General features: G+C 55.2%; 19 protein-coding genes. 15 read left to right on the plus strand and 4 right to left on the minus strand.

Translation table 11 applies throughout. The annotated features are described in order from the left end of the window. Positions 1–74 precede the first annotated feature (74 nt). Positions 75–506, minus strand: a complete 432-nt coding sequence (gene rraB, locus EDC52_RS17535; RefSeq protein ID WP_131867275.1) for a ribonuclease E inhibitor RraB — start codon at positions 504–506, stop codon at positions 75–77. Positions 507–679: 173 nt separating this feature from the next. Between rraB and argF the strand changes: the two genes are divergently transcribed. After that, complete coding sequence (argF, locus tag EDC52_RS17540) at positions 680–1,690, plus strand: ornithine carbamoyltransferase (protein ID WP_131867277.1); 1,011 nt, start codon at positions 680–682, stop codon at positions 1,688–1,690. A gap of 135 nt (positions 1,691–1,825) precedes the next feature. Here argF and EDC52_RS17545 read toward each other — a convergent pair whose 3' ends face one another. Continuing rightward, a complete protein-coding gene (locus tag EDC52_RS17545) occupies positions 1,826–2,293 on the minus strand; it encodes a YhcH/YjgK/YiaL family protein (protein ID WP_131867279.1) in 468 nt (155 codons plus the stop codon). 382 nt (positions 2,294–2,675) lie between these two features. Here EDC52_RS17545 and pyrB point away from each other — a divergent pair, with 382 nt between their 5' ends. The 9 genes from pyrB (at position 2,676) to EDC52_RS17585 (ending at position 10,716) form a co-directional block, all read left to right on the plus strand. Continuing rightward, positions 2,676–3,611, plus strand: a complete 936-nt coding sequence (pyrB, locus tag EDC52_RS17550) for an aspartate carbamoyltransferase (protein WP_131867281.1) — start codon at positions 2,676–2,678, stop codon at positions 3,609–3,611. 10 nt (positions 3,612–3,621) lie between these two features. Beyond that, a complete protein-coding gene (pyrI, locus tag EDC52_RS17555; RefSeq protein WP_131867283.1) occupies positions 3,622–4,086 on the plus strand; it encodes an aspartate carbamoyltransferase regulatory subunit in 465 nt (154 codons plus the stop codon). Between the two features lie 76 nt (positions 4,087–4,162). Beyond that, positions 4,163–4,549, plus strand: a complete 387-nt coding sequence (ridA, locus tag EDC52_RS17560; protein ID WP_131867285.1) for a 2-iminobutanoate/2-iminopropanoate deaminase — start codon at positions 4,163–4,165, stop codon at positions 4,547–4,549. A 235-nt stretch (positions 4,550–4,784) separates the two neighbouring features. Beyond that, entirely contained in the window at positions 4,785–6,221 is a 1,437-nt protein-coding gene (locus EDC52_RS17565; protein ID WP_131867386.1) for a circularly permuted type 2 ATP-grasp protein, read from the plus strand. After that, positions 6,215–7,144, plus strand: a complete 930-nt coding sequence (locus tag EDC52_RS17570; protein ID WP_131867287.1) for an alpha-E domain-containing protein — start codon at positions 6,215–6,217, stop codon at positions 7,142–7,144. Before EDC52_RS17565 ends, EDC52_RS17570 begins: the two co-directional genes overlap by 7 nt. Continuing rightward, entirely contained in the window at positions 7,141–7,959 is an 819-nt protein-coding gene (locus EDC52_RS17575) for a transglutaminase family protein (RefSeq protein WP_131867289.1), read from the plus strand. Before EDC52_RS17570 ends, EDC52_RS17575 begins: the two co-directional genes overlap by 4 nt. Positions 7,960–7,982: 23 nt before the next feature. Beyond that, complete coding sequence (locus tag EDC52_RS17580) at positions 7,983–8,723, plus strand: proteasome-type protease (RefSeq protein ID WP_131867291.1); 741 nt, start codon at positions 7,983–7,985, stop codon at positions 8,721–8,723. 141 nt (positions 8,724–8,864) lie between these two features. Then, the gene (locus tag EDC52_RS20295; protein ID WP_268990504.1) at positions 8,865–8,999 is read left to right on the plus strand and encodes a hypothetical protein; all 135 of its coding nucleotides are present in this window, start codon (positions 8,865–8,867) and stop codon (positions 8,997–8,999) included. Between the two features lie 40 nt (positions 9,000–9,039). Further along, positions 9,040–10,716 carry an alpha,alpha-phosphotrehalase gene (locus EDC52_RS17585; protein ID WP_131867293.1) on the plus strand — a complete coding sequence of 559 codons (1,677 nt, stop codon included), beginning with the start codon at positions 9,040–9,042 and terminating at the stop codon, positions 10,714–10,716. A gap of 3 nt (positions 10,717–10,719) precedes the next feature. On the opposite strand, the gene EDC52_RS17590 is transcribed toward EDC52_RS17585, so the two are convergent. Further along, complete coding sequence (locus EDC52_RS17590; protein WP_131867295.1) at positions 10,720–11,436, minus strand: oligogalacturonate-specific porin KdgM family protein; 717 nt, start codon at positions 11,434–11,436, stop codon at positions 10,720–10,722. Between the two features lie 516 nt (positions 11,437–11,952). On the opposite strand from EDC52_RS17590, the gene nrdD reads away from it, so the two are divergent. After that, positions 11,953–14,091: an anaerobic ribonucleoside-triphosphate reductase gene (nrdD, locus tag EDC52_RS17595; protein WP_131867297.1), complete on the plus strand. Its 2,139-nt coding sequence runs from the start codon at positions 11,953–11,955 to the stop codon at positions 14,089–14,091. Between the two features lie 5 nt (positions 14,092–14,096). After that, positions 14,097–14,582: an anaerobic ribonucleoside-triphosphate reductase-activating protein gene (gene nrdG, locus EDC52_RS17600; protein WP_131867299.1), complete on the plus strand. Its 486-nt coding sequence runs from the start codon at positions 14,097–14,099 to the stop codon at positions 14,580–14,582. Between the two features lie 36 nt (positions 14,583–14,618). On the opposite strand, the gene gltP is transcribed toward nrdG, so the two are convergent. Beyond that, positions 14,619–15,938: a glutamate/aspartate:proton symporter GltP gene (gltP, locus tag EDC52_RS17605; RefSeq protein WP_131867301.1), complete on the minus strand. Its 1,320-nt coding sequence runs from the start codon at positions 15,936–15,938 to the stop codon at positions 14,619–14,621. A gap of 532 nt (positions 15,939–16,470) precedes the next feature. On the opposite strand from gltP, the gene acs reads away from it, so the two are divergent. From acs to actP, 3 genes are all read left to right on the plus strand, one after another. Further along, positions 16,471–18,429 (plus strand): acetate--CoA ligase, encoded by a 1,959-nt coding sequence (gene acs, locus EDC52_RS17610; protein ID WP_131867303.1) that lies wholly within the window; start codon positions 16,471–16,473, stop codon positions 18,427–18,429. Between the two features lie 67 nt (positions 18,430–18,496). After that, positions 18,497–18,814, plus strand: a complete 318-nt coding sequence (locus EDC52_RS17615) for a DUF485 domain-containing protein (RefSeq protein WP_131867305.1) — start codon at positions 18,497–18,499, stop codon at positions 18,812–18,814. Further along, positions 18,807–20,465 (plus strand): cation/acetate symporter ActP, encoded by a 1,659-nt coding sequence (gene actP / locus EDC52_RS17620; protein WP_131867307.1) that lies wholly within the window; start codon positions 18,807–18,809, stop codon positions 20,463–20,465. Before EDC52_RS17615 ends, actP begins: the two co-directional genes overlap by 8 nt. Positions 20,466–20,486: the final 21 nt, after the last annotated feature.

Here is a 20,486-nt window from a genome sequence, read left to right on the forward strand (position 1 = left end):
TTCGAAAACCGGCCTTTACCTGTTACGGTAATAAGGGATAGCGTCACGGTAGTACCGGATAGCCTGGTGCAGAATTAATGACGGGTGCCGTTATCGTCCTGATCGCGCTCAGATTCATCATCCTCGCCGTCTTCATCGTCACCCTCTTCGCCGTCCGGATCTTCGAAATAGGTGCCCCAGCCGTCATAATTGACGCCTAGACGCTCGGCCAGCGCAAACAGCTGCTCGACCTGCGCATCGATGAGATCGGCATTAAGCGCCACTTCACTGACCGCATCGCAGCACATCAGCACTGAACCGTCTTCGACTTCCAGTTCTTCAGCGTCAGTCATCTCATAACCCAGTTTGAAAGCTTCGACCGCCGCTTTCTCCAGGGTTTCGAAGTTATCAGCCGAAAAATGATGCTCAATGGTGTAAAGCGCTGCCGGATCGCTGCCATCTTCCAGCAGCTCTTCAATAATCAAACGGGTCTCGTCGCGCTGCTCTTCCAGAAATTGATGTGCCATGCCCCTGTCCTCAATGAGTCGGCCTGTAAGACCGCTATTTTCACACAGTGACCGCTACGGCTCCAGTGTAAACATCAAAGTTTTGATCTCAACACTTGAATTTGAATATTCATACAGCTAAAGTGAATTTTAATTCATAAAAAGCCGTATGCTTTTGCTGGGGACCCCGTGTTATGAGTCAATTCAATCAACGTCACTTTTTACGGTTAATGGATTTCACGCCTGAAGAAATCCATCAATTGCTTTCGCTTGCCGCCACCCTTAAGCAGGAAAAGCGCGCCGGTACGGAGCAGCCGCGTTTGGCGGGTAAAAACATTGCGCTCATCTTCGAAAAAGATTCGACCCGCACTCGCTGCTCTTTCGAAGTTGCCGCCTATGATCAGGGCGCCCGGGTGACCTATCTGGGCCCGAGCGGCAGTCAGATTGGCCATAAGGAATCGATCAAAGATACCGCCCGGGTGCTGGGGCGGATGTACCACGGCATCCAGTACCGCGGCTATGGCCAGGAGCTGGTTGAAACCCTGGCCCACTATGCCGGGGTGCCGGTGTGGAATGGCCTGACCACTGAGTTCCACCCTACCCAGCTGCTGGCCGACCTGCTTACCCTGCAGGAACACCTGCCCGATCGCCCGCTCAGCGGCATCAAGCTGGCCTACCTGGGCGATGCGCGCAACAACATGGGCAATACATTACTGGAAGCCGCTGCCCTCACCGGTCTGGACTTGCGCCTGGTGGCCCCCAGCGCCTGCTGGCCGGATAAAGCCTTGGTGACCCTTTGCCGGCAGCAGGCGGAGACCCAGGGCGGCAGCATTACCCTTACTGAAGAAATTGCCGAAGGCGTTAAGGGCGTCGATTTTATTTATACCGATGTCTGGGTGTCGATGGGTGAGCCGAAAGAGACCTGGCAGCAGCGCATCACCTTGCTTCGCGACTATCAGGTAAACAGGGCGATGCTGGACTTGACGGGCAACCCCCAGGTGAAGTTCCTGCATTGCCTGCCGGCATTTCATGATGACCAGACGGTGGTAGGAAAACAAATGGCCGCTCAATACGGACTAGCGGACGGGATGGAAGTCACCGATGAGGTATTTGAATCGTCCCACAGTATTGTGTTCGATCAGGCTGAGAACCGCCTGCATACCATCAAAGCGGTTATGGTGGCGACCCTGGCGCCATCATACTGAGGGGCAAGGCCGTGGCGAGGATGACTTCCCTGCGTGGATGCAGCTGAGGATGACTTTCCTGCGTGGGTGCAGTTAATAAGCTCGTCGCAGGAGCGCGCATCACGGGTGCGCGTAAGGCACCCGTTGCAGCCAATCTTAACGCGCCAGGGCGGCGTCAATCTTCACTACCGCTTTACGTACGGCGGCAGGTTGGCCGGCGGCACATAAGGGTTTGTGCACTTCGCCTGGGAAATAGACGATGAAATCGCCTTTATTCAGCACCAGTGACTTCTCCTGCTCGCCCGCCGCCAGGAAAGCGATATCTTTTTCCGCCAGCCAGTCGGTGTCCGGCTTACCGGCCGGCAGGCTGCTGAACAGCTGTACTTCCTGACCTTCCAGGATGATCTGGATATCCAGGTACTTGGCGTGGTATTCGGCCCTGCGGTCTTCACGAGGCTCTGTGGTGTCGTTAGATACCAGCACAAATACGCTGTTGCCTTCGATATCATGCTTACCGGCCGGGGTTTCGGCAGTGATATGGCTTTTGACATAGTCAATGGCGTCACGCAGTTTAGCCGGCAGGTAAGGCGTCAGTTCTAGATGATTAATATTTCCGGTGATCATAATGGTTCCCTGAAATGAAATGGGGTTTCATATTAAATCAGATAACGGCTGGAAAGTGAGATTTATTTAACATTTATACGCCTCGTCCAGGCAATCGTTTGCTGCGTCGCCTGAATGTTGAGTTATAGCCCTTGAAGTGTTTGATGAGCCGCGTATAATGCCGGGCAATTTGTCGGGAGGACGCCATGCACAGCCTAAGTCTAAACTCTGCCCCCAGTGGCGCCGCACGGTCGGTCGGCGGCGTATTGCCGCAATTGCTCCCGTTAGACTATCATTTGAAAGGCCCCTCATTGAGGGGCTTTTTTTTGCCCGCCCTTCAGCACGCTGTTCTACCATCGCGTCAGGCTCTGGCGTTTCCGGCACCCGTAAGGAGGAATAAAACATGACCAATCCCCTTTATCAAAAGCACATCATTTCAATAAATGACCTGAGTCGAGAGGAGCTGGAACTGGTGCTCAACACCGCAGCCAGCCTTAAATCCCAGCCTCGCCCGGAGCTGCTGAGGCCGAAAGTCATCGCCAGTTGTTTTTTTGAAGCATCGACCCGGACTCGGCTGTCGTTTGAAACCGCCATCCATCGCCTGGGCGCTTCGGTCGTCGGCTTCTCCGATGCCGGCAACACCTCGCTTGGCAAGAAAGGGGAAACCCTGGCCGATACCATTTCGGTCATCAGCACCTATGTGGATGCCATCGTCATGCGCCATCCGCAGGAAGGGGCCGCCCGTTTGGCGACCGAATTCTCCGGTGGCGTGCCGATTCTTAATGCCGGCGATGGCGCCAACCAGCATCCGACCCAGACTCTGCTGGACTTGTTCACCATCCAGGAAACCCAGGGACGGCTCTCCAACCTGCAGATCGCCATGGTCGGCGACCTTAAATATGGCCGCACCGTTCACTCCCTGACCCAGGCGCTGGCGAAATTCGACGGTAACCGGTTTTACTTTATCGCCCCTCAAGCGCTGGCGATGCCGGCCTACATCCTCAGAATGCTTGACGAAAAAGGCATCCCGTTCAGCGTGCACGACACCATCGAAGAGGTGGTGCCTGAACTGGACATCCTCTACATGACCCGCGTACAGAAAGAGCGGCTGGATCCTTCCGAATACGCCAACGTCAAAGCCCAGTTTGTGCTGCGGGCCGAGGATTTGGCCAGCGCCCGTGACAATCTGAAGGTGCTTCATCCCCTGCCCAGGGTAGATGAAATAGCCCATGATGTGGATGCCACGCCTTACGCTTATTACTTTCAGCAGGCGGGCAACGGTATTTTCGCGCGTCAGGCTTTACTGGCGCTGGTACTGAATCAATCACTGGCCGGCTAACGGGGGAATCATGACACAGGATAATAAATTACAGGTTGAAGCCATTAACCGCGGCACGGTGATAGACCACATCCCGGCCCAGGTCGGTTTTAAACTGCTGACGCTGTTTAAGCTGACTGCCACCAGCGAGCGGATTACCATTGGTCTGAACCTGCCATCCAATCAACTCGGCAAGAAAGACCTGATTAAAATCGAGAACGTCTTCCTGACCGAGCAGCAGGCCAACCAGCTGGCGATTTACGCCCCGCAGGCGACGGTTAACCGTATCGACAACTATGAAGTCGTACGTAAACTGACGCTTTCCCTGCCGGATCGCATCGATGGCGTACTGACCTGTCCTAATGGCAACTGCATCAGCCGCAGCGAACCGGTAGCTTCCGGTTTTACCGTGATTACCCGCGAGCAGCAGGTGCAGCTGAAATGCAAATACTGCGAGAAAGAATTTGAGCATCAGGCAGTTATCCAGAACGCCTGAGCTGGGCATTTGCCGGTTATCTCATTATAATGACCGGCGAATGTCTTAATTATCCTCAAAAAACTCTGGAGAAGCCATGTCCCGCACGATTAATACTGATAACGCACCGGCAGCTATCGGCCCTTATGTTCAGGCGGTTGATCTGGGCAACATGATCATCACCTCCGGTCAGATCCCGGTATGTCCGAAAACGGGCCAGGTAGCTGACGATATCGCCTCCCAGACGCGCCAATCGCTGGAAAACGTGCGGGCCATCGTCGAAGCCGCCGGCCTGAAAGTGGCGGATATCGTTAAGACCACGGTATTTGTGAAAGACCTGAACGATTTCATCACCGTTAACGCAACCTATGAAGCCTTTTTCAATGAGCACAGCGCCCCGTTCCCGGCACGTTCCTGTGTGGAAGTAGCGCGACTGCCCAAAGACGTGAAGATCGAAATCGAAGCCATCGCCGTACGCCGCTAAGCGCCCCTAGCGGGCTGCCGCTATTGCCGCCCGCCGCTTTGCTGCCCCCTATCAGGTCGTAAATTCCCCTCCGGCCGTGAATTGCACCTATTGAGTGCAGACCGGCCGATTTTCCAGGCAATATCTCTTATCGCATCACCCTGTGAGCTGGCGCGCTTTATGCATGGCTCTACTCTGTCAGTCATGGCACCGGGGTTCTAGCCCAGGCGTGTAGTCAGCCAGTGAAGGGGTGATGATGATTAATATGAATCTTTCCGGATCACCGTTTTTTGATGAGATGCTGCAATCCGACGGCAGTCACCGCGGCCACTATCAGGCCTACTGGCAATGGCTGCAGCAGGCCGACAGGCAGGCTATCGAGCAAAAGAAACAAGAAGCTGAACTGCTGTTCCACCGGGTGGGCATCACCTTTAATGTCTATGGCGAAGAAGGAGGCACCGAACGACTGATTCCTTTTGACAGCGTACCCAGGATAATCCCTGCCGGTGAATGGGCCTGGATGGATAAGGGCATCCGCCAGCGGGTGCAGGCGCTGAACGCTTTTTTACACGACATCTACCACGAGCAGCATATTCTTACCGCTGGCATCATTCCCGCCGAGCAAGTTCTGGCCAACCAGCAATACCAGCCCTGTATGCAGGGCATCGACTTGCACAACCGCACTTACGCCCATATCGTCGGCATCGATATGGTCCGCAACAGCGATGGCCACTATTACGTCCTGGAAGACAATCTCCGTACGCCCTCCGGGGTGTCCTATATGCTGGAAAACCGCAAAATGATGATGCGGCTGTTTCCGGACCTGTTTGCCAGCCAGCATATCGCCCCCATAGAACGCTACCCGTCCTATCTGCTGCAGACCTTGCGCGAGAGTTCGCCCCGGGAAGATCCGACGGTGGTGGTGATGACGCCGGGCCGTTTCAACAGCGCCTACTTCGAGCACAGTTTTCTGGCCCAACAGATGGGGGTTGAACTGGTTGAGGCAGCCGATTTATTCGTCAAACAGAATGCGGTGTATATGCGCACTACCGAAGGCCCCTGCAGGGTCGATGTTATCTATCGGCGTATTGATGACGCCTATATCGATCCGCTGGCCTTCAAGTCTGACTCGTCCCTGGGGGTGCCGGGCTTGCTGTCGGTCTATCGCGCCGGCGGCATAGTGCTGGCCAATGCGCTGGGCACCGGGGTGGCCGACGATAAGTCCATCTATCCGTATGTGCCGGAGATGATCCGCTTTTATCTGTCTGAGGAGCCGATCCTGGGCAATATCCCGACCTGGCAGTGCCGGGATCCCGCCGACCTGTCTTTTGTACTGGCCAATCTGGAACAGTTGGTGGTCAAGGAAGTCCACGGCGCCGGCGGCTACGGCATGCTGGTCGGCCCCAAAGCCTCGCGGAATGAGCTGGCAGAGTTTCGCCAGCGTCTGCTGTCGAATCCGAGCAACTATATCGCCCAGGAGACGCTGGCCCTGTCGACCTGTCCGACCTTTGTCGAACAAGGCCTGGCCCCGAGGCATATCGACCTTCGCCCCTTTGCCCTGACCGGGGCTGAAATCAGGCTGGTGCCCGGCGGGCTGACGCGAGTGGCGTTGACCGCCGGCTCGCTGGTGGTCAATTCATCCCAGGGCGGCGGTACCAAGGACACCTGGATCATGGAGGATGATGAATGCTGAGCAGAACCGCCAGTGAACTTTATTGGATGGCCCGTTACCTGGAACGGGCAGAAAGCATCGTCCGGGTGCTGGATGTGACCTATAAGCTGTCGCTGATGCCAATACGCAGCCAGCAGAATCAGGACTTGAATCTGCCGCTGAGCCTGACCGGCACCCATGCGCTGTTTGAGGAGCACTATACCCGCCTGACCATCACCAATCTGCTCAATTTCTTTGTGCTGGACCACCGTAATCCCAGCAGTATCTATAACTGTTTCCAGGCGGCCTGGAATAACGCCCACTCGGTGCGGGGCAGCCTTTCAGCCGAGGTCTGGGAGAGTATCAACGCCACCTGGATTGAAATGAAACTGATGCGCAGCAAAGGGGTGGCCAAAGTCGGTACCGACACCTTCTTTGACTGGGCCAAAGAGCGCGCTCACCTGTTTCGCGGCGCCATGTTCGGCACCCTGCTGCGTAACGATGCCCTGTGTTTTATCCGGCTGGGTACGCTTATCGAACGGGCTTATGCCACCGCCCAGCTGCTGGGGGTGAAAGATCAGCAATTGGACGTCGACCCGGATCCGGTACGTGAATACTATCGCCTGGATACGTTGCTGCGCGCGGTCAGTGCCAGGGAAGCCTATCATAGCCTGTATAAGCATCCGGTCAGTCGGGAAACGGTCGCCGAGCTGCTGGTACTGCGCAACGATATGCCTCGTTCACTTCGCGCCTGTGTAGGGGATATGGTACTGCAACTAGAGCGCATCGGCGGACAACGTGCCAATATCCCGCGCCGCCTGGCCCATACCCTGCATGTGGAGCTGCGCTTCAGTACTCTCGATGAGGTGTTAGCGCACGGTCTGCAGGCTTATATGGTGCATTTTCAGGGCAAGATAAATGGACTGGCTGACAGCATCCATCATACTTATCTGGAGGCGTTATGAAGTTGACCATCAACCATCTGACCCACTACCGATACGATCATGAGGTGAAATTCAGCACCCAGTATCTCAGGCTGACGCCGCAGAATACCCCGCGTCAGCAGATCCTGGAGTGGTCGCTGACCCTGCCTGAGCAGGCGACGCTCAGCACCGATGGTTTTGGCAATCTGCTGCATGTGCTGACGCTGGACCGCCCTCATGAGATGATCGCCATCCATGCCCGAGGGGTGGTGGCTATCGCGGACCAGCCCGCGGCGCTAGCGGAACAGTGTGGTCCGCTGTCGCCGCTGGTGTTCTTGCGTTCCAGCCCGCTGACCGAGGCGGATGAGGCGATACGGGCCTTTGCCGCCCGCTATTACCGTGACACAAACCCCGAAGCCAGCCTCAGGGAGTTAATGGCCGAGCTCAGGCTGCGCATGCCCTACACGCCGGGGGCCACCCAGGTCTGGGACAGCGCCGCCCAGGTGTTTGCCGCCGGCCACGGCGTCTGCCAGGACCATGCCCATGTTTTTCTGGCCTGTTGCCGCAGCCTGGCTATTCCCGCCCGCTATGTTAGCGGTTATATTTACACCGAAGACACAAAACACGTGGCGATGCATGCCTGGGTCGAAGTCTGGCTTGGCGCCAGCTGGCAAAGTTTCGATATCACCAATAATACCTGTAACCCTAACCAGCATCTGAAGCTGGCGGTCGGCTTTGACTATCTTGATGCCTGCCCGATCCGGGGCTCCCGCGTTGGTGGCGGCTATGAAGAGATGTTTTCCCAAGCTACGGTCGAACAGACCGAGGACGCGCAGGCCGGTGCCCAGCAACAATAAACAGCCCGAAAGGACCCGACTCCATGACCTATTGTGTGGCAATGCGCCTGGCCGACGGGGTGGTATTCGCCTCAGACTCCCGCACCAACGCCGGGGTGGACCATATTTCCACCTTCAGGAAACTGCACGTGCTCAATCAGCCCGGCGAGCGGACGCTGGTGCTGCAAAGCGCGGGCAATCTGGCCACTACCCAAAGCATCATCAATTTGCTGCGTAACCGCGCCCGGGAGGCTGAAAAACCGAACCTGATGAATGTGCCTTCACTGTTCGAAGCGGCCAATCTTATCGGCGAGACGGTACGTGAAGTGATCTTTCGCGACAGCCAGGCCCAGCAGGCTGGCTCCAGCACTGATTTCAGCTGCAGCATCCTGCTGGGCGGGCAAATAGCCGGCGAAGAGCCCAGGCTGTTTCATATCTACCCTGAAGGCAATTTCATTGAGGCCACCAGGGATACGCCCTATTTCCAGATAGGGGAAAGCAAGTACGGTAAGCCGATTATCGATCGGGTACTGACCTATGATACGCCGCTGGAACAGGCGCTGAGTTGTGCCCTGATTTCCATTGATTCCACCCTGCGCAGCAATTTGTCGGTGGGCCTGCCGCTGGACGCTATGATTTACCGAAAAGATAGCCTGGCTGCCGACGAGCAGTACCGCATCACTGAACAGAACCCCTATTTCGCCCAAATCCGCAAAGCCTGGGCCGAAGGATTGCTCAATACGTTCCTGCAGTTGCCGCCGCTGGACCTGACCCCCAACCCGTAGCCCGCTGCTATCAGAGGATAAAGCGATGCTAGCCGAGCGGCAATGGGCAGGTGGCCAATGCCAGGCGGCAATGAGCAGATGGCGAATGCCACGCGGCAATGAGCAGGTGGCCAATGCCAGGCGACAATGAGCAGGTGGCCAATGCCAAGCGACAATGAGCAGGTGGCCAATGCCAAGCGGCATGGGCAGGTGCCGAATGCGAGGCAGCAGGATATCAGCCTCAAAAGTGCCGGCCAGCGCGCGCTGCTGGCGGCAAAAAATACCTATACTGGATGACACGCGGCACCCGACGGGCCCCAGGTTAGGATATCCAGGTATGAACACCCCAGCGCCATGGTGGCAGAACGCTGTCATTTACCAAATTTATCCGAAGAGTTTTCAAGACAGCACCGGTAACGGAACCGGCGATCTGCCCGGCATTACCCAGCGGCTTGATTACCTGCAGCGGCTAGGGGTCGATGCCCTGTGGATGACGCCGGTGTTCGTCTCGCCGCAGATTGATAACGGCTACGACGTGGCCGATTACTGCGCTATCGATCCGGCCTACGGTACCCTGGAGGACTTCGACCGACTGGTAGCAGCAGCGCACCAGCGCGGCATCAGGGTAATTATCGATATGGTGTTTAATCATACCTCGACCCGGCATCCCTGGTTCCACGCCTCGCTGGATCCTGACAGCCATTGGCGGCAATGGTATATCTGGCGCAATGGCCGCGCCGGCGGGCCACCTAATAACTGGCTTTCCAAGTTCGGCGGCAGCGCCTGGAGCCAGGCGGGTATCGGCGGACACTATTATCTGCATCTTTTTGCCGCTGAACAGGCCGATCTCAACTGGGAACACCCGCCGGTACGGCAGGCCCTGGGGCGGATTTGTCATTTCTGGGCCGATCGCGGCATTGATGGCATGCGCCTCGATGTGCTGAACCTGGTGTCAAAGCCGTCGGATCTGCCTGATGCCCCGCAAGGGGATGGCCGCTGCTTTTATACCGACGGTCCACGGGTCAATGAATATATCCGGCAGATGAACCGGGAAGTGTTCCAACCCCGGGGCCTGATGACCATCGGCGAGATGTCCTCCACCACCATGGAAAAAAGCCTGGCTAACGCCAGTCTGGGGGGAGGCACCCTGTCGATGATCGCCCACTTCCATCACCTTAAAATCGACTATCCGGCCGGTGACAAATGGTCTTTGGGGAAACCGGACTTTATCAAGCTCAAGCAGATATTTGCCGGCTGGCAACAGGGGTTTCACGGCCGGGCCTGGCAGGCGCTGTTCTGGTGTAATCACGATCAGCCGCGCATCCTGTCCCGCTTCGGCGACCCGGGAACCTATCGGGTAGCGTCAGCCAAAATGCTGGCAATGGCGCTCCATGGCATGCAGGGAACGCCCATTATTTACCAGGGCGAGGAGCTGGGCATGACCGACCCCGGCTTTACCGATCTTGACCAGTACCGGGACGTTGAGAGCCTGAATATGTTTGGCGCTTTTCACGCGCATGGCGTTGACCCCGCGCAACTGCTGACGATACTGGCGCGCCGGTCGAGAGATAATGGCCGCACGCCAATGCAATGGGATGACAGCCCCCAGGCAGGCTTTACAACCGGCATCCCCTGGATTGGGCTTTGCGGCAACCACCAACGCATTAATGCCGCCGGCGCCATCGCCGATAAGGATTCCGTGTTTCACTGCTATCGTCAACTTATCCAGCTGCGCAAGACCCTGCCGGTGCTGGTAGATGGCGATTATCAGGATCTCTGCCCGGCCCATCCCTGGATCTGGTGCTACCAGCGTAGCTGGCGGGGTGAACGACTGCTGGTAGTGGTCAACCTGGGCAGTGAGACTCAATCATGGCATCCGACAGCGGCCGATAATGGTCGGTGGCGACGCGTCATCAGCAACTATGACGACGCGCCTGCTACGCCCGCCCCGCTGGTCCTGCGCCCATGGGAAGCCATCTGGTGGCACCTGGGGCAGACCGCCGCAGGATCCTGAGGGTCAGAAAAAATACCTGACGCCTAATTTTATCTTGACCTGCTCCTGCTGGTTAAGGGTGTGGCGGTCCAGCCAGCCGAGCTCAACGAACGGCATCCAGTTTTCGTCTATCCGGTATCGGGCGGCCGCGTTAACCTCCCAATGATATTTGCTGTTATTAGCGGCACGGAATTGGTTTAGATGGATAAAATAATTAGGCTCCAGCACCAAGGCTAATTTTTCCGACGCCTGCAGATTGAAATAGACAATAAACTGATGGCTGTCATTATAATTATATTCATCAACCGTATTAATGGTGCGTGAATTTCGATGGTTATAACGATAACGCGTTGATACATTAAATGTCGGGCTGAACATCATATTCATATTTATATAGCCTGCCAAACCGGACCCCAAATCATTGGCATTAATAAGCGCACCGGGCATAAAGCTCAAAAAACCCGTTGTCGAAGGCAAGGGGTACCAGCCTTCCAATTCATTATACCCTTGATGTATATTATCTCCCTTGCCAATATTATAGGCATTGGTCAACATGACGCCGGCACCATTAGTGAAACCGTAGCCGCCGACCATTTTTACATCGTGCTGATTAACGGCCGAATACCAGCTATCACTGGCTTCGATAAAAGCCCCATTATTAGCATAGGACCCGGCATTAACCTGAGTACAATTTAATGTAGCAGCACTTAATAGGCCAAATAACAATGCATGTTTTTTCATTGGATCACCTAATCATTCCTTTCCATGGAGACAGCTGAAATAGCGCCATTCGGACTATTACAGCGAGAGCGATACCAGCACCGGGGGTCATACGCGCAGCAGGCATCAGTGCCTCATCTGCACGGCGGTGTATGCAATGGGTTTACTATTTATCGGATGCAGTATTCGCACTGGATGCATTTACATTACGGTAAAATATTGGCCTGGGAAGTTCAATCGGTAACGCCCCCGTATTGACCCACCGTTCTGATTCAGTTTCCTTTTACGGCCTGACCGGCGATACGCTGACCGTCAGCAGGGAGAAAAACTGTACTGGTCACCTCTTCACCCACTCTGGATTTTTATTGCGCCGCATCAAGTTTTAGTGCGATAGCCCGCTCTATAGCCCACATCTTGTGCCATCATAACCACCACAAACCCACATATAGTAGTTATCCGCAGCCGCTCCCCCGGCTGCAGGCCTGCCACCGAGGCCGGATAACCGACAGAACGCGCCACGCGTACAGGAGTCGCAACGTGAAACCGGTAGTCATCAAACGAGACGGTTGTCAGGTACATTTTGACCATAGCAGGATTTATCAGGCCGTGCTTCACGCAGCCGAGGCCGCCGGTGTAGACGACGATGCCTATTGCATGGCCGTGGCGGTACAGGTGTCCGGGCAAGTGACGCAGCGATCCCATGTGGATATCCGCGATATTCAGGACGCAGTTGAGAATCAGCTGATGGCCGGACCGCATAAAAAAATGGCCCGTCTCTATATTGAATATCGCCACGACCGTGATGTGGCGCGTGAACAGCGCGGTCGGCTGAATCAGGAAATTCGCGGCCTGGTTGAGCAGAGCAACATGGCATTGCTTAATGAGAACGCCAATAAAGACAGCAAAGTGATACCGACCCAGCGCGATCTGCTGGCCGGCATTGTCGCCAAGCATTACGCCCGCCAGCATATTTTGCCGCGCGACGTGGTGCTGGCCCATGAGCGTGGCGAGCTGCATTACCACGATCTGGACTATGCCCCGTTCTTCCCGATGTTCAACTGCATGCTGATAGACCTTGGAGGCATGCTGACCCAGGGTTTTAAAATGGGTAACGCTGAAATAGAACCGCCGCGTTCCATTTCAACCGCCACCGCCGTCACCGCACAGATTATCGCCCAGGTCGCCAGCCATATCTATGGCGGCACCACCATCAACCGCATTGATGAAATCCTCGCCCCCTATGTGGCGGCAAGTTTTGATAAGCATCATACCGTCGCCATTGAGTGGAATATCCCGGATGCGGAAAACTATGCCCTCTCGCGCACCGAGAAAGAGTGCTATGACGCCTTTCAGTCGCTGGAGTATGAGGTCAATACCCTGCACACCGCCAATGGCCAGACGCCGTTTGTTACCTTCGGCTTCGGACTGGGTACCAGTCGCGAATCGCGGATGATACAGCAGTCAATCCTGCGTAACCGGATTGCCGGTCTGGGTAAAAACCGTAAAACGGCGGTATTTCCCAAGCTGGTGTTTGCCATTCGTGATGGACTGAACCTCAAGTTCAGCGATCCCAATTACGATATCAAGCAGTTAGCGCTGGAATGCGCCAGCAAGCGGATGTATCCGGATATTCTCAATTACGATCAGGTAGTCAACGTCACCGGCTCGTTTAAAACCCCGATGGGCTGCCGCAGTTTCCTCGGGGTGTATGAAGAAAATGGCCGCCAGATCCATGATGGTCGCAACAATCTGGGGGTGATAAGCCTTAACCTGCCGCGCATCGCTCTGGAGTCGGGCCACGATGAGAACCGTTTCTGGCAGTTGCTGGATGAACGTCTGATGCTGGCCAAGAAAGCGCTAATGACGCGCATAGCCCGACTTGAAGGGGTCAAAGCGCGCGTGGCGCCGATCCTTTATATGGAAGGGGCGTGCGGCGTGCGGCTCAAAGCAGATGATGATATCGCGCCGATATTCAAAAATGGCCGAGCGTCGATTTCCCTAGGCTATATTGGCCTGCATGAGACCATTAATGCACTGTATGGCGCTGAAACCCATGTGTTTGATAATGCCGCCCTGCGCGAAAAGGCGGTGGCGATCGTCGCCCGCCTGAAAGCAGCGACCGAGGCCTGGAAAGCGGAAACCGGCTATGGTTTCAGCCTCTACAGCACCCCCAGCGAAAATCTGTGCGACCGTTTCTGCCGGCTTGATACCGCTGAATTTGGTGTGGTGAATGGCGTTACCGATAAAGGCTACTACACCAACAGCTTCCACCTGGACGTGGAGAAAAAGGTCGATCCTTACGCCAAGCTGGATTTTGAAGCGCCCTATCCGCCCTTGGCTAACGGTGGCTTTATTTGCTACGGCGAGTATCCCAACCTGCAGCACAATCTGCGGGCGCTGGAAGATGTCTGGGACTACAGCTATAAAGTCGTCCCCTATTACGGCACCAATACGCCGATAGACGAATGCTATGAATGCGGCTATACCGGCGAATTCTCCTGTACCAGCAAAGGCTTCACTTGCCCAAAATGCGGTAACCATGAACCCTCGAAGGTGTCGGTCACCCGCCGGGTATGCGGTTATCTCGGTAGCCCGGATGCCAGGCCGTTCAATGCCGGCAAGCAGGAAGAGGTCAAACGGCGCATCAAGCACCTGTCGAGCGGCCAGTTGGGCTAAAGCAGATGAACTTCCACCAATATTATCCGATTGATGTAGTCAACGGCCCCGGTACCCGCTGCACGCTGTTTGTCGCCGGCTGCGTGCACCAGTGCCCGGGTTGCTATAACAAAAGCACCTGGCGAATTGATTCGGGTAAGCCTTTTACCGTTCTGCAGGAGGACCAGATCATTGCCGATCTGCAGGACACGCGCATCCGTCGTCAGGGGCTGTCGCTTTCCGGCGGCGATCCCCTGCATCCCCAAAACCTGGGCGCCATCGAGCAGTTGCTGGGCCGGGTGCGGGCAGAATGCGCCGGAAAAGACGTGTGGATCTGGACCGGTTACCAGCTTGCTGAGCTGTCTGGCGCCCAACAGCGGGTCATCGCATTGGCCGATGTGCTGGTCGACGGCAAGTTCGTGCAGGATCTGCGCGATCCGGCGCTTATCTGGCGCGGCAGTAGCAATCAAGTGATACATTACCTGCGCAGTCCAGTGGCGCAGCAGGCATAATCAGTCGATTTACCCACTGCCTGATACCGTGTCGCGTTAGCCGATATTCTGCACCGGGGTGTTTTTCGGCGACAGGGTACTGCGTTCATATTCAGCGGCTTTGACCGTGTCGAACTGGTTTTCCCATTTGGCAATCACCAGCACCGCCAGGGCATTCCCTACCACGTTAAGGGCGGTACGCGCCATATCGAGGATGCGGTCGACACCGGCGATAAACGCCAGCCCTTCAAGCGGGATCCCTACGCTGCCAAGGGTGGCCAGCAGCACCACGAAGGAAACCCCCGGGACGCCGGCGATACCTTTGGAGGTCACCATCAGCGTCAGTACCAGGATGATTTCCTGACTGATTGATAATTCGATACCGTACAGTTGGGCGATGAAAATCGCCGCGATACTCTGATACAGCGTGGAACCGTCCAGGTTAAAGGAATATCCGGTCGGCACGACAAAACCGGTGATGGCCTTCGGCGCGCCATAAGCTTCCATTTTTTCGATAATGCGCGGCAGGACACTCTCGGAGCTGGCGGTAGAATAGGCCAGGATAAGCTCTTCTTTCAGGATACGGATAAGCATCATGATACGCAGGTTACAAATACGGGCGACCAGACCCAGTACTACCAGGGCAAACACCACGATGGCGAAATAGACCAGCAGTACCAGCTTACCAAGTGGAATAAGCGACGCAAAGCCGAAGTTGGCGACGGTAACCGCAATCAGGGCAAATACCCCTACCGGTGCATAACGCATGATCATATGCGTTACTTTGAACATGGTATCAGCCACTGCTCGGAACACATTCAACAACGGTTCTCTGGTCTGGGCGGGTAAAGACGCCAGCCCCAGGCCGAAAAGTGCCGAGAAGAAAATAATCGGCAGCATGTCCCCTTTTACCATAGAGGCGAAAATATTGGACGGTATCAGTGAAAGTACGGTTCCTGCCAGGCTGTGTCCCTGGCTCTGGACGGCTTCGGTCGTTTTCTCATATTGAGATATATCCACTGCGCTAAGCTGAGACATATCGATGCCGCTGCCTGGCTGAAACACATTTGCCAGGGTGATGCCCAGCACAATAGCGACTGTCGTGATAATCTCGAAATAGAGAATGGTTTTAAAGCCTATCGAGCCCAGCTTTTTCGCATCACCAATACCCGCAATGCCTACGATCAATGTCGAGATAACGATGGGTACGACGATCATCTTGATCAGTCGAATAAATATATCCCCGGCCGGGGAAAGGATATTGCTGATTAGCCAATCCCGGGTTTCCACCTGATTATGCAGAATAGCCCCTACACCAATGCCAAGTATAAGCGCGATCAGGATTTGCCACGCGAGGCTAATTTTTAACGTTTTCATAACAATATTCCTTTCCTGGTTGGCCCCGCTTAAATACTCACCTCATTTCAGGCGCGTATTGTTCGCTAAATCACACGATAGTATTCATGGAGTACGGGGTCTCTTTTTTTCAAATATCATAAACCAAGTTCGTAATTCAATGCCCTTACGGTAATCACTGTAACAAAGCTTAATTTATACGCGGTTCGCTTATATTAACTGCTCACTCCTGTTATTTATAAATTGTTACAGGCTAATTCCCTGTTATTTACACAGTTTTTAAATCGTTTAATAACATCAAGCATTGCCCCTTTTTGCGGCAGCCTCTTTATATAAGTTTTTATAGGGGCAGATCAAGGGGGAAAAACAGTGTTGGTAGCATGAATGCAGCGCTTAATGACTAAATCGTTCTGCTTATTGGCGCAATTTTAAGCAAGTTTCTAAAACCCCCTGCAAGATGCGTGATCTATCGCGCAAAAAAGAAACAATTCTCCAGTCAATAGGTTTAATTAACTATCTAGTGACATATTATTAACAAAAAAGGAGGAACCCCATGAGTTATCCCCACATCTACCCTGTTCCCGCTTCTATCGCCGAGCGTACGCTGTTGTCGGCAGAGCATTATCGTCAGTTGTACAAGCAATCTGTCACCGAACCCGATTCTTTCTGGGGCGAGCATGGCAAGATCATTGACTGGATCGCGCCCTACAGATCCATCAAGAATACCTCCTTTGACCCGGGCCATGTTGATATCCGCTGGTTTGAAGATGGCACGCTCAACGTCTCTGCCAACTGTCTCGACCGGCATCTGGTTGAGCGAGGCAATCAGACCGCCATCATCTGGGAAGGTGATGACGGTCGCGAGAGCAAGACCGTCACCTACCGCGAACTGCACCAGGCGGTTTGCCGCTTTGCCAATGTGCTCAAGACACACGGCATCGGTAAAGGCGATGTGGTAGCGATTTATATGCCCATGGTGCCGGAAGCGGCAGTCGCCATGCTTGCCTGCGCCCGTATCGGCGCCATTCATTCGGTTATTTTCGGCGGTTTTTCTCCGGAGGCCATTGCCGGTCGCATTATCGATTCCAGCGCCAAACTGGTGGTTACCGCCGATGAAGGCGTGCGCGCCGGCCGCAAAATCCCACTGAAGAAAAACATTGACGATGCGCTGAAGAACCCGGGCGTCAGCACTATCACCGGCGTGATTGTTTTCAAGCGCACCGGCAAGGATATCGACTGGACCCCCGACCGCGATACCTGGTGGCATGATGCCATCGTGGGCGTGAGCGATAGCTGTCCGCCGGAGGAAATGCAGGCCGAGGACCCGCTGTTTATCCTCTACACCTCCGGTTCAACCGGCAAACCCAAGGGAGTACTGCATACCAGCGGCGGCTACCTGGTGTATGCCGCCTTAACCTTTAAATATGTGTTTGACTACCATCCCGGCGATATCTACTGGTGTACCGCCGATGTCGGCTGGGTAACCGGCCATAGCTACCTGCTATACGGACCGCTGGCCTGCGGCGCTATCACACTGATGTTCGAAGGGGTACCCAACTGGCCGGATGCACGCCGCATGGCCCAGGTAGTGGACAAGCATCAGGTCAATATTCTCTACACCGCCCCTACCGCCATTCGCGCCCTGATGGCCGAAGGCGACAAAGCCATTGAAGGTACCCACCGCCAGTCGCTGCGGATCCTGGGGTCGGTCGGCGAGCCAATCAACCCGGAAGCCTGGGAATGGTACTACCATAAAATCGGCAATTCAAACTGCCCGGTGATGGATACCTGGTGGCAAACCGAGACCGGCGGATTCATGATTACCCCGCTCCCCGGCGCGGTAGATCTTAAACCCGGCTCGGCCTCGTTGCCCTTCTTCGGCGTACAGCCGGCGCTGGTAGACAATACCGGCACGGTGCTGGAAGGTGCTACCGAAGGCAATCTGGTGATTACCGATTCATGGCCCGGTCAGGCACGTACCCTGTATGGCGATCATGAGCGCTTTGAGCAGACCTATTTTTCAACCTTCAAAGGGATGTATTTCAGTGGTGACGGTGCCCGACGGGATGAAGATGACTATTACTGGATAACGGGCCGGGTTGATGATGTGCTTAATGTGTCCGGCCACCGCCTGGGAACAGCTGAAATAGAATCAGCCCTGGTTTCTCATCCCAAAATCGCTGAGGCGGCGGTCGTCGGTATTCCACATAATATCAAAGGCCAGGCGATCTACGCCTATATCACCCTTAACCACGGAGAGATGCCAACCCCTGAGCTTTACAGCGAAGTACGCAGTTGGGTACGGAAGGAAATAGGCTCGATTGCCACGCCGGACATCCTGCACTGGACCGATTCCTTACCCAAGACACGCTCCGGCAAGATCATGCGGCGCATCCTGCGAAAAATCGCCGCTGGCGATACCAGTAACTTTGGCGATACTTCTACGCTGGCCGATCCCGGTGTGGTGGAAAAGCTACTGGAAGAGAAACAATCAATGAACGTACCCTCATAACAATAATCCCGCCACCTTCGGGTGGCGCATTCCAATCATTACCTCTCACCCTACTGGAGAATCCCTGATGAATGATCTCATTTATCAAAGGATAGCGAACAATCCTCTGTTCCATGAACTGGTGCGCAAGCGCCAGCGCTTCGCTCTGTTCCTATCGATGATTATGCTGGTGCTGTATTACGGATTCATTCTGCTTATCGCCTTCGCCCCCGGCTGGCTGGGTACGCCGATCCACGAGGGCACCAGCGTGACGCGCGGTATTCCCCTGGGTATTGGTTTGATAGTGGTGTCGTTTGTTCTGACCGGCGTTTATGTCATACGCGCCAACGGTGAATATGACCGCCTGACACAACAGCTCCTGCGCGAGGTGCAGCATAATGATTAAACGTCACGCTTTCGTTTCAGTTCCGCTGCTGGCGGCTCCTTTCATGGTGCAGGCCCAGGCGGTAAGCGGCGCAGTTGAACGCCAGCCGCTGAACGTCCAGGCCATCATTCTGTTTGTGCTGTTCGTGGCCGGCACTCTCTATATTACCTACTGGGCATCCAAGCGTACCCGTTCGCGCAGCGACTACTACACCGCCGGCGGCAACATTACCGGTTTTCAAAATGGACTGGCGATATCAGGCGATTTTATGTCGGCGGCCTCTTTCCTCGGCATCTCGGCGCTGGTCTATACCTCCGGTTATGACGGGCTGATTTATTCGTTGGGCTTTCTGGTCGGCTGGCCGATTATCCTGTTCCTTATCGCAGAACGGTTGCGGAACCTGGGCCGCTATACTTTTGCCGATGTCGCCTCCTATCGGCTCAAGCAAAAACCAATCCGCACCCTGTCGGCCTGCGGCTCGCTGGTCGTGGTAGCACTGTATCTGATTGCCCAGATGGTGGGGGCCGGCAAGCTGATCCAGCTGCTGTTCGGTTTGAATTATCATGTGGCGGTTATCCTGGTCGGCATACTGATGGTGCTGTATGTGCTGTTCGGCGGCATGCTGGCCACTACCTGGGTACAGATTATCAAGGCGGTGCTGCTGCTGGCGGGGGCGTCGTTCATGGCGCTGATGGTGATGAAAACCGTCAACTTCAGCTTCGACACCCTGTTTACTCAGGCGATGGCGGTGCACAGCAAGGGTCAGGCAATCATGCGCCCCGGAGGATTGGTATCAGACCCGATATCGGCCCTGTCGCTCGGTCTGGCACTGATGTTCGGCACCGCCGGCCTGCCGCACATCCTGATGCGTTTCTTTACCGTCAGCGATGCCAAGGAAGCGCGTAAAAGCGTGCTGTATGCTACCGGATTCATGGGTTATTTCTATTTCCTGACCTTTATCATCGGTTTTGGCGCCATTCTGCTGGTGGGGGCTAATCCGGCATTCAAAGACAGCGCTGGCGCACTGCTGGGCGGCAACAATATGGCGGCGGTACACCTGGCTAACGCCGTCGGCGGCAACTTCTTCCTAGGGTTTATCTCAGCGGTAGCTTTTGCCACTATCCTGGCGGTCGTTGCCGGCCTGACGCTGGCCGGCGCGTCCGCGGTATCCCATGACCTGTACGCCAGCGTTATCAAGGAAGGCAAAGCCACTGAGCGCGATGAACTCAAAGTATCGAAGATTACCGTGGTGATATTGGGATTTGTTGCTATCGGCCTGGGCATCCTGTTCGAGAAGCAGAATATCGCCTTTATGGTGGGGCTCGCCTTCTCCATCGCCGCCAGCTGTAATTTCCCGATAATTCTGCTGTCGATGTACTGGTCGAAGCTGACCACCCGCGGGGCGATGATCGGCGGCTGGCTGGGTCTGGTGACCGCCGTGTCGCTGATGATCCTGGGGCCGACTATCTGGGTCCAGGTGCTGGGACATGCCGCACCGATTTATCCGTATGAATATCCGGCCCTGTTCTCAATGCTGGTCGCCTTCATCGGCACCTGGTTATTCTCGATTACCGACCACTCGGTGCAGGGACAAGAAGAGCGGAAACTGTTCTTCAATCAGTTTATTCGTTCACAGACTGGGGTAGGCATTTCCAAAAGCGTCAATCACTGACCTCTGACAACCTTCAGCGGC

This window comes from Biostraticola tofi (assembly GCF_004343195.1).
Taxonomy (GTDB): Bacteria; Pseudomonadota; Gammaproteobacteria; order Enterobacterales; family Enterobacteriaceae; genus Biostraticola; species Biostraticola tofi.

Coding starts and splice junctions, on each gene's coding strand:
- rraB (WP_131867275.1), bottom strand. CDS start 506: ATGGCACATCAATTTCTGGAAGAGCAGCGCGACGAGACCCGTTTGATT.
- argF (WP_131867277.1), top strand. CDS start 680: ATGAGTCAATTCAATCAACGTCACTTTTTACGGTTAATGGATTTCACG.
- EDC52_RS17545 (WP_131867279.1), bottom strand. CDS start 2,293: ATGATCACCGGAAATATTAATCATCTAGAACTGACGCCTTACCTGCCG.
- pyrB (WP_131867281.1), top strand. CDS start 2,676: ATGACCAATCCCCTTTATCAAAAGCACATCATTTCAATAAATGACCTG.
- pyrI (WP_131867283.1), top strand. CDS start 3,622: ATGACACAGGATAATAAATTACAGGTTGAAGCCATTAACCGCGGCACG.
- ridA (WP_131867285.1), top strand. CDS start 4,163: ATGTCCCGCACGATTAATACTGATAACGCACCGGCAGCTATCGGCCCT.
- EDC52_RS17565 (WP_131867386.1), top strand. CDS start 4,785: ATGATTAATATGAATCTTTCCGGATCACCGTTTTTTGATGAGATGCTG.
- EDC52_RS17570 (WP_131867287.1), top strand. CDS start 6,215: ATGCTGAGCAGAACCGCCAGTGAACTTTATTGGATGGCCCGTTACCTG.
- EDC52_RS17575 (WP_131867289.1), top strand. CDS start 7,141: ATGAAGTTGACCATCAACCATCTGACCCACTACCGATACGATCATGAG.
- EDC52_RS17580 (WP_131867291.1), top strand. CDS start 7,983: ATGACCTATTGTGTGGCAATGCGCCTGGCCGACGGGGTGGTATTCGCC.
- EDC52_RS20295 (WP_268990504.1), top strand. CDS start 8,865: ATGCCAAGCGACAATGAGCAGGTGGCCAATGCCAAGCGGCATGGGCAG.
- EDC52_RS17585 (WP_131867293.1), top strand. CDS start 9,040: ATGAACACCCCAGCGCCATGGTGGCAGAACGCTGTCATTTACCAAATT.
- EDC52_RS17590 (WP_131867295.1), bottom strand. CDS start 11,436: ATGAAAAAACATGCATTGTTATTTGGCCTATTAAGTGCTGCTACATTA.
- nrdG (WP_131867299.1), top strand. CDS start 14,097: ATGAACTTCCACCAATATTATCCGATTGATGTAGTCAACGGCCCCGGT.
- gltP (WP_131867301.1), bottom strand. CDS start 15,938: ATGAAAACGTTAAAAATTAGCCTCGCGTGGCAAATCCTGATCGCGCTT.
- acs (WP_131867303.1), top strand. CDS start 16,471: ATGAGTTATCCCCACATCTACCCTGTTCCCGCTTCTATCGCCGAGCGT.
- EDC52_RS17615 (WP_131867305.1), top strand. CDS start 18,497: ATGAATGATCTCATTTATCAAAGGATAGCGAACAATCCTCTGTTCCAT.
- actP (WP_131867307.1), top strand. CDS start 18,807: ATGATTAAACGTCACGCTTTCGTTTCAGTTCCGCTGCTGGCGGCTCCT.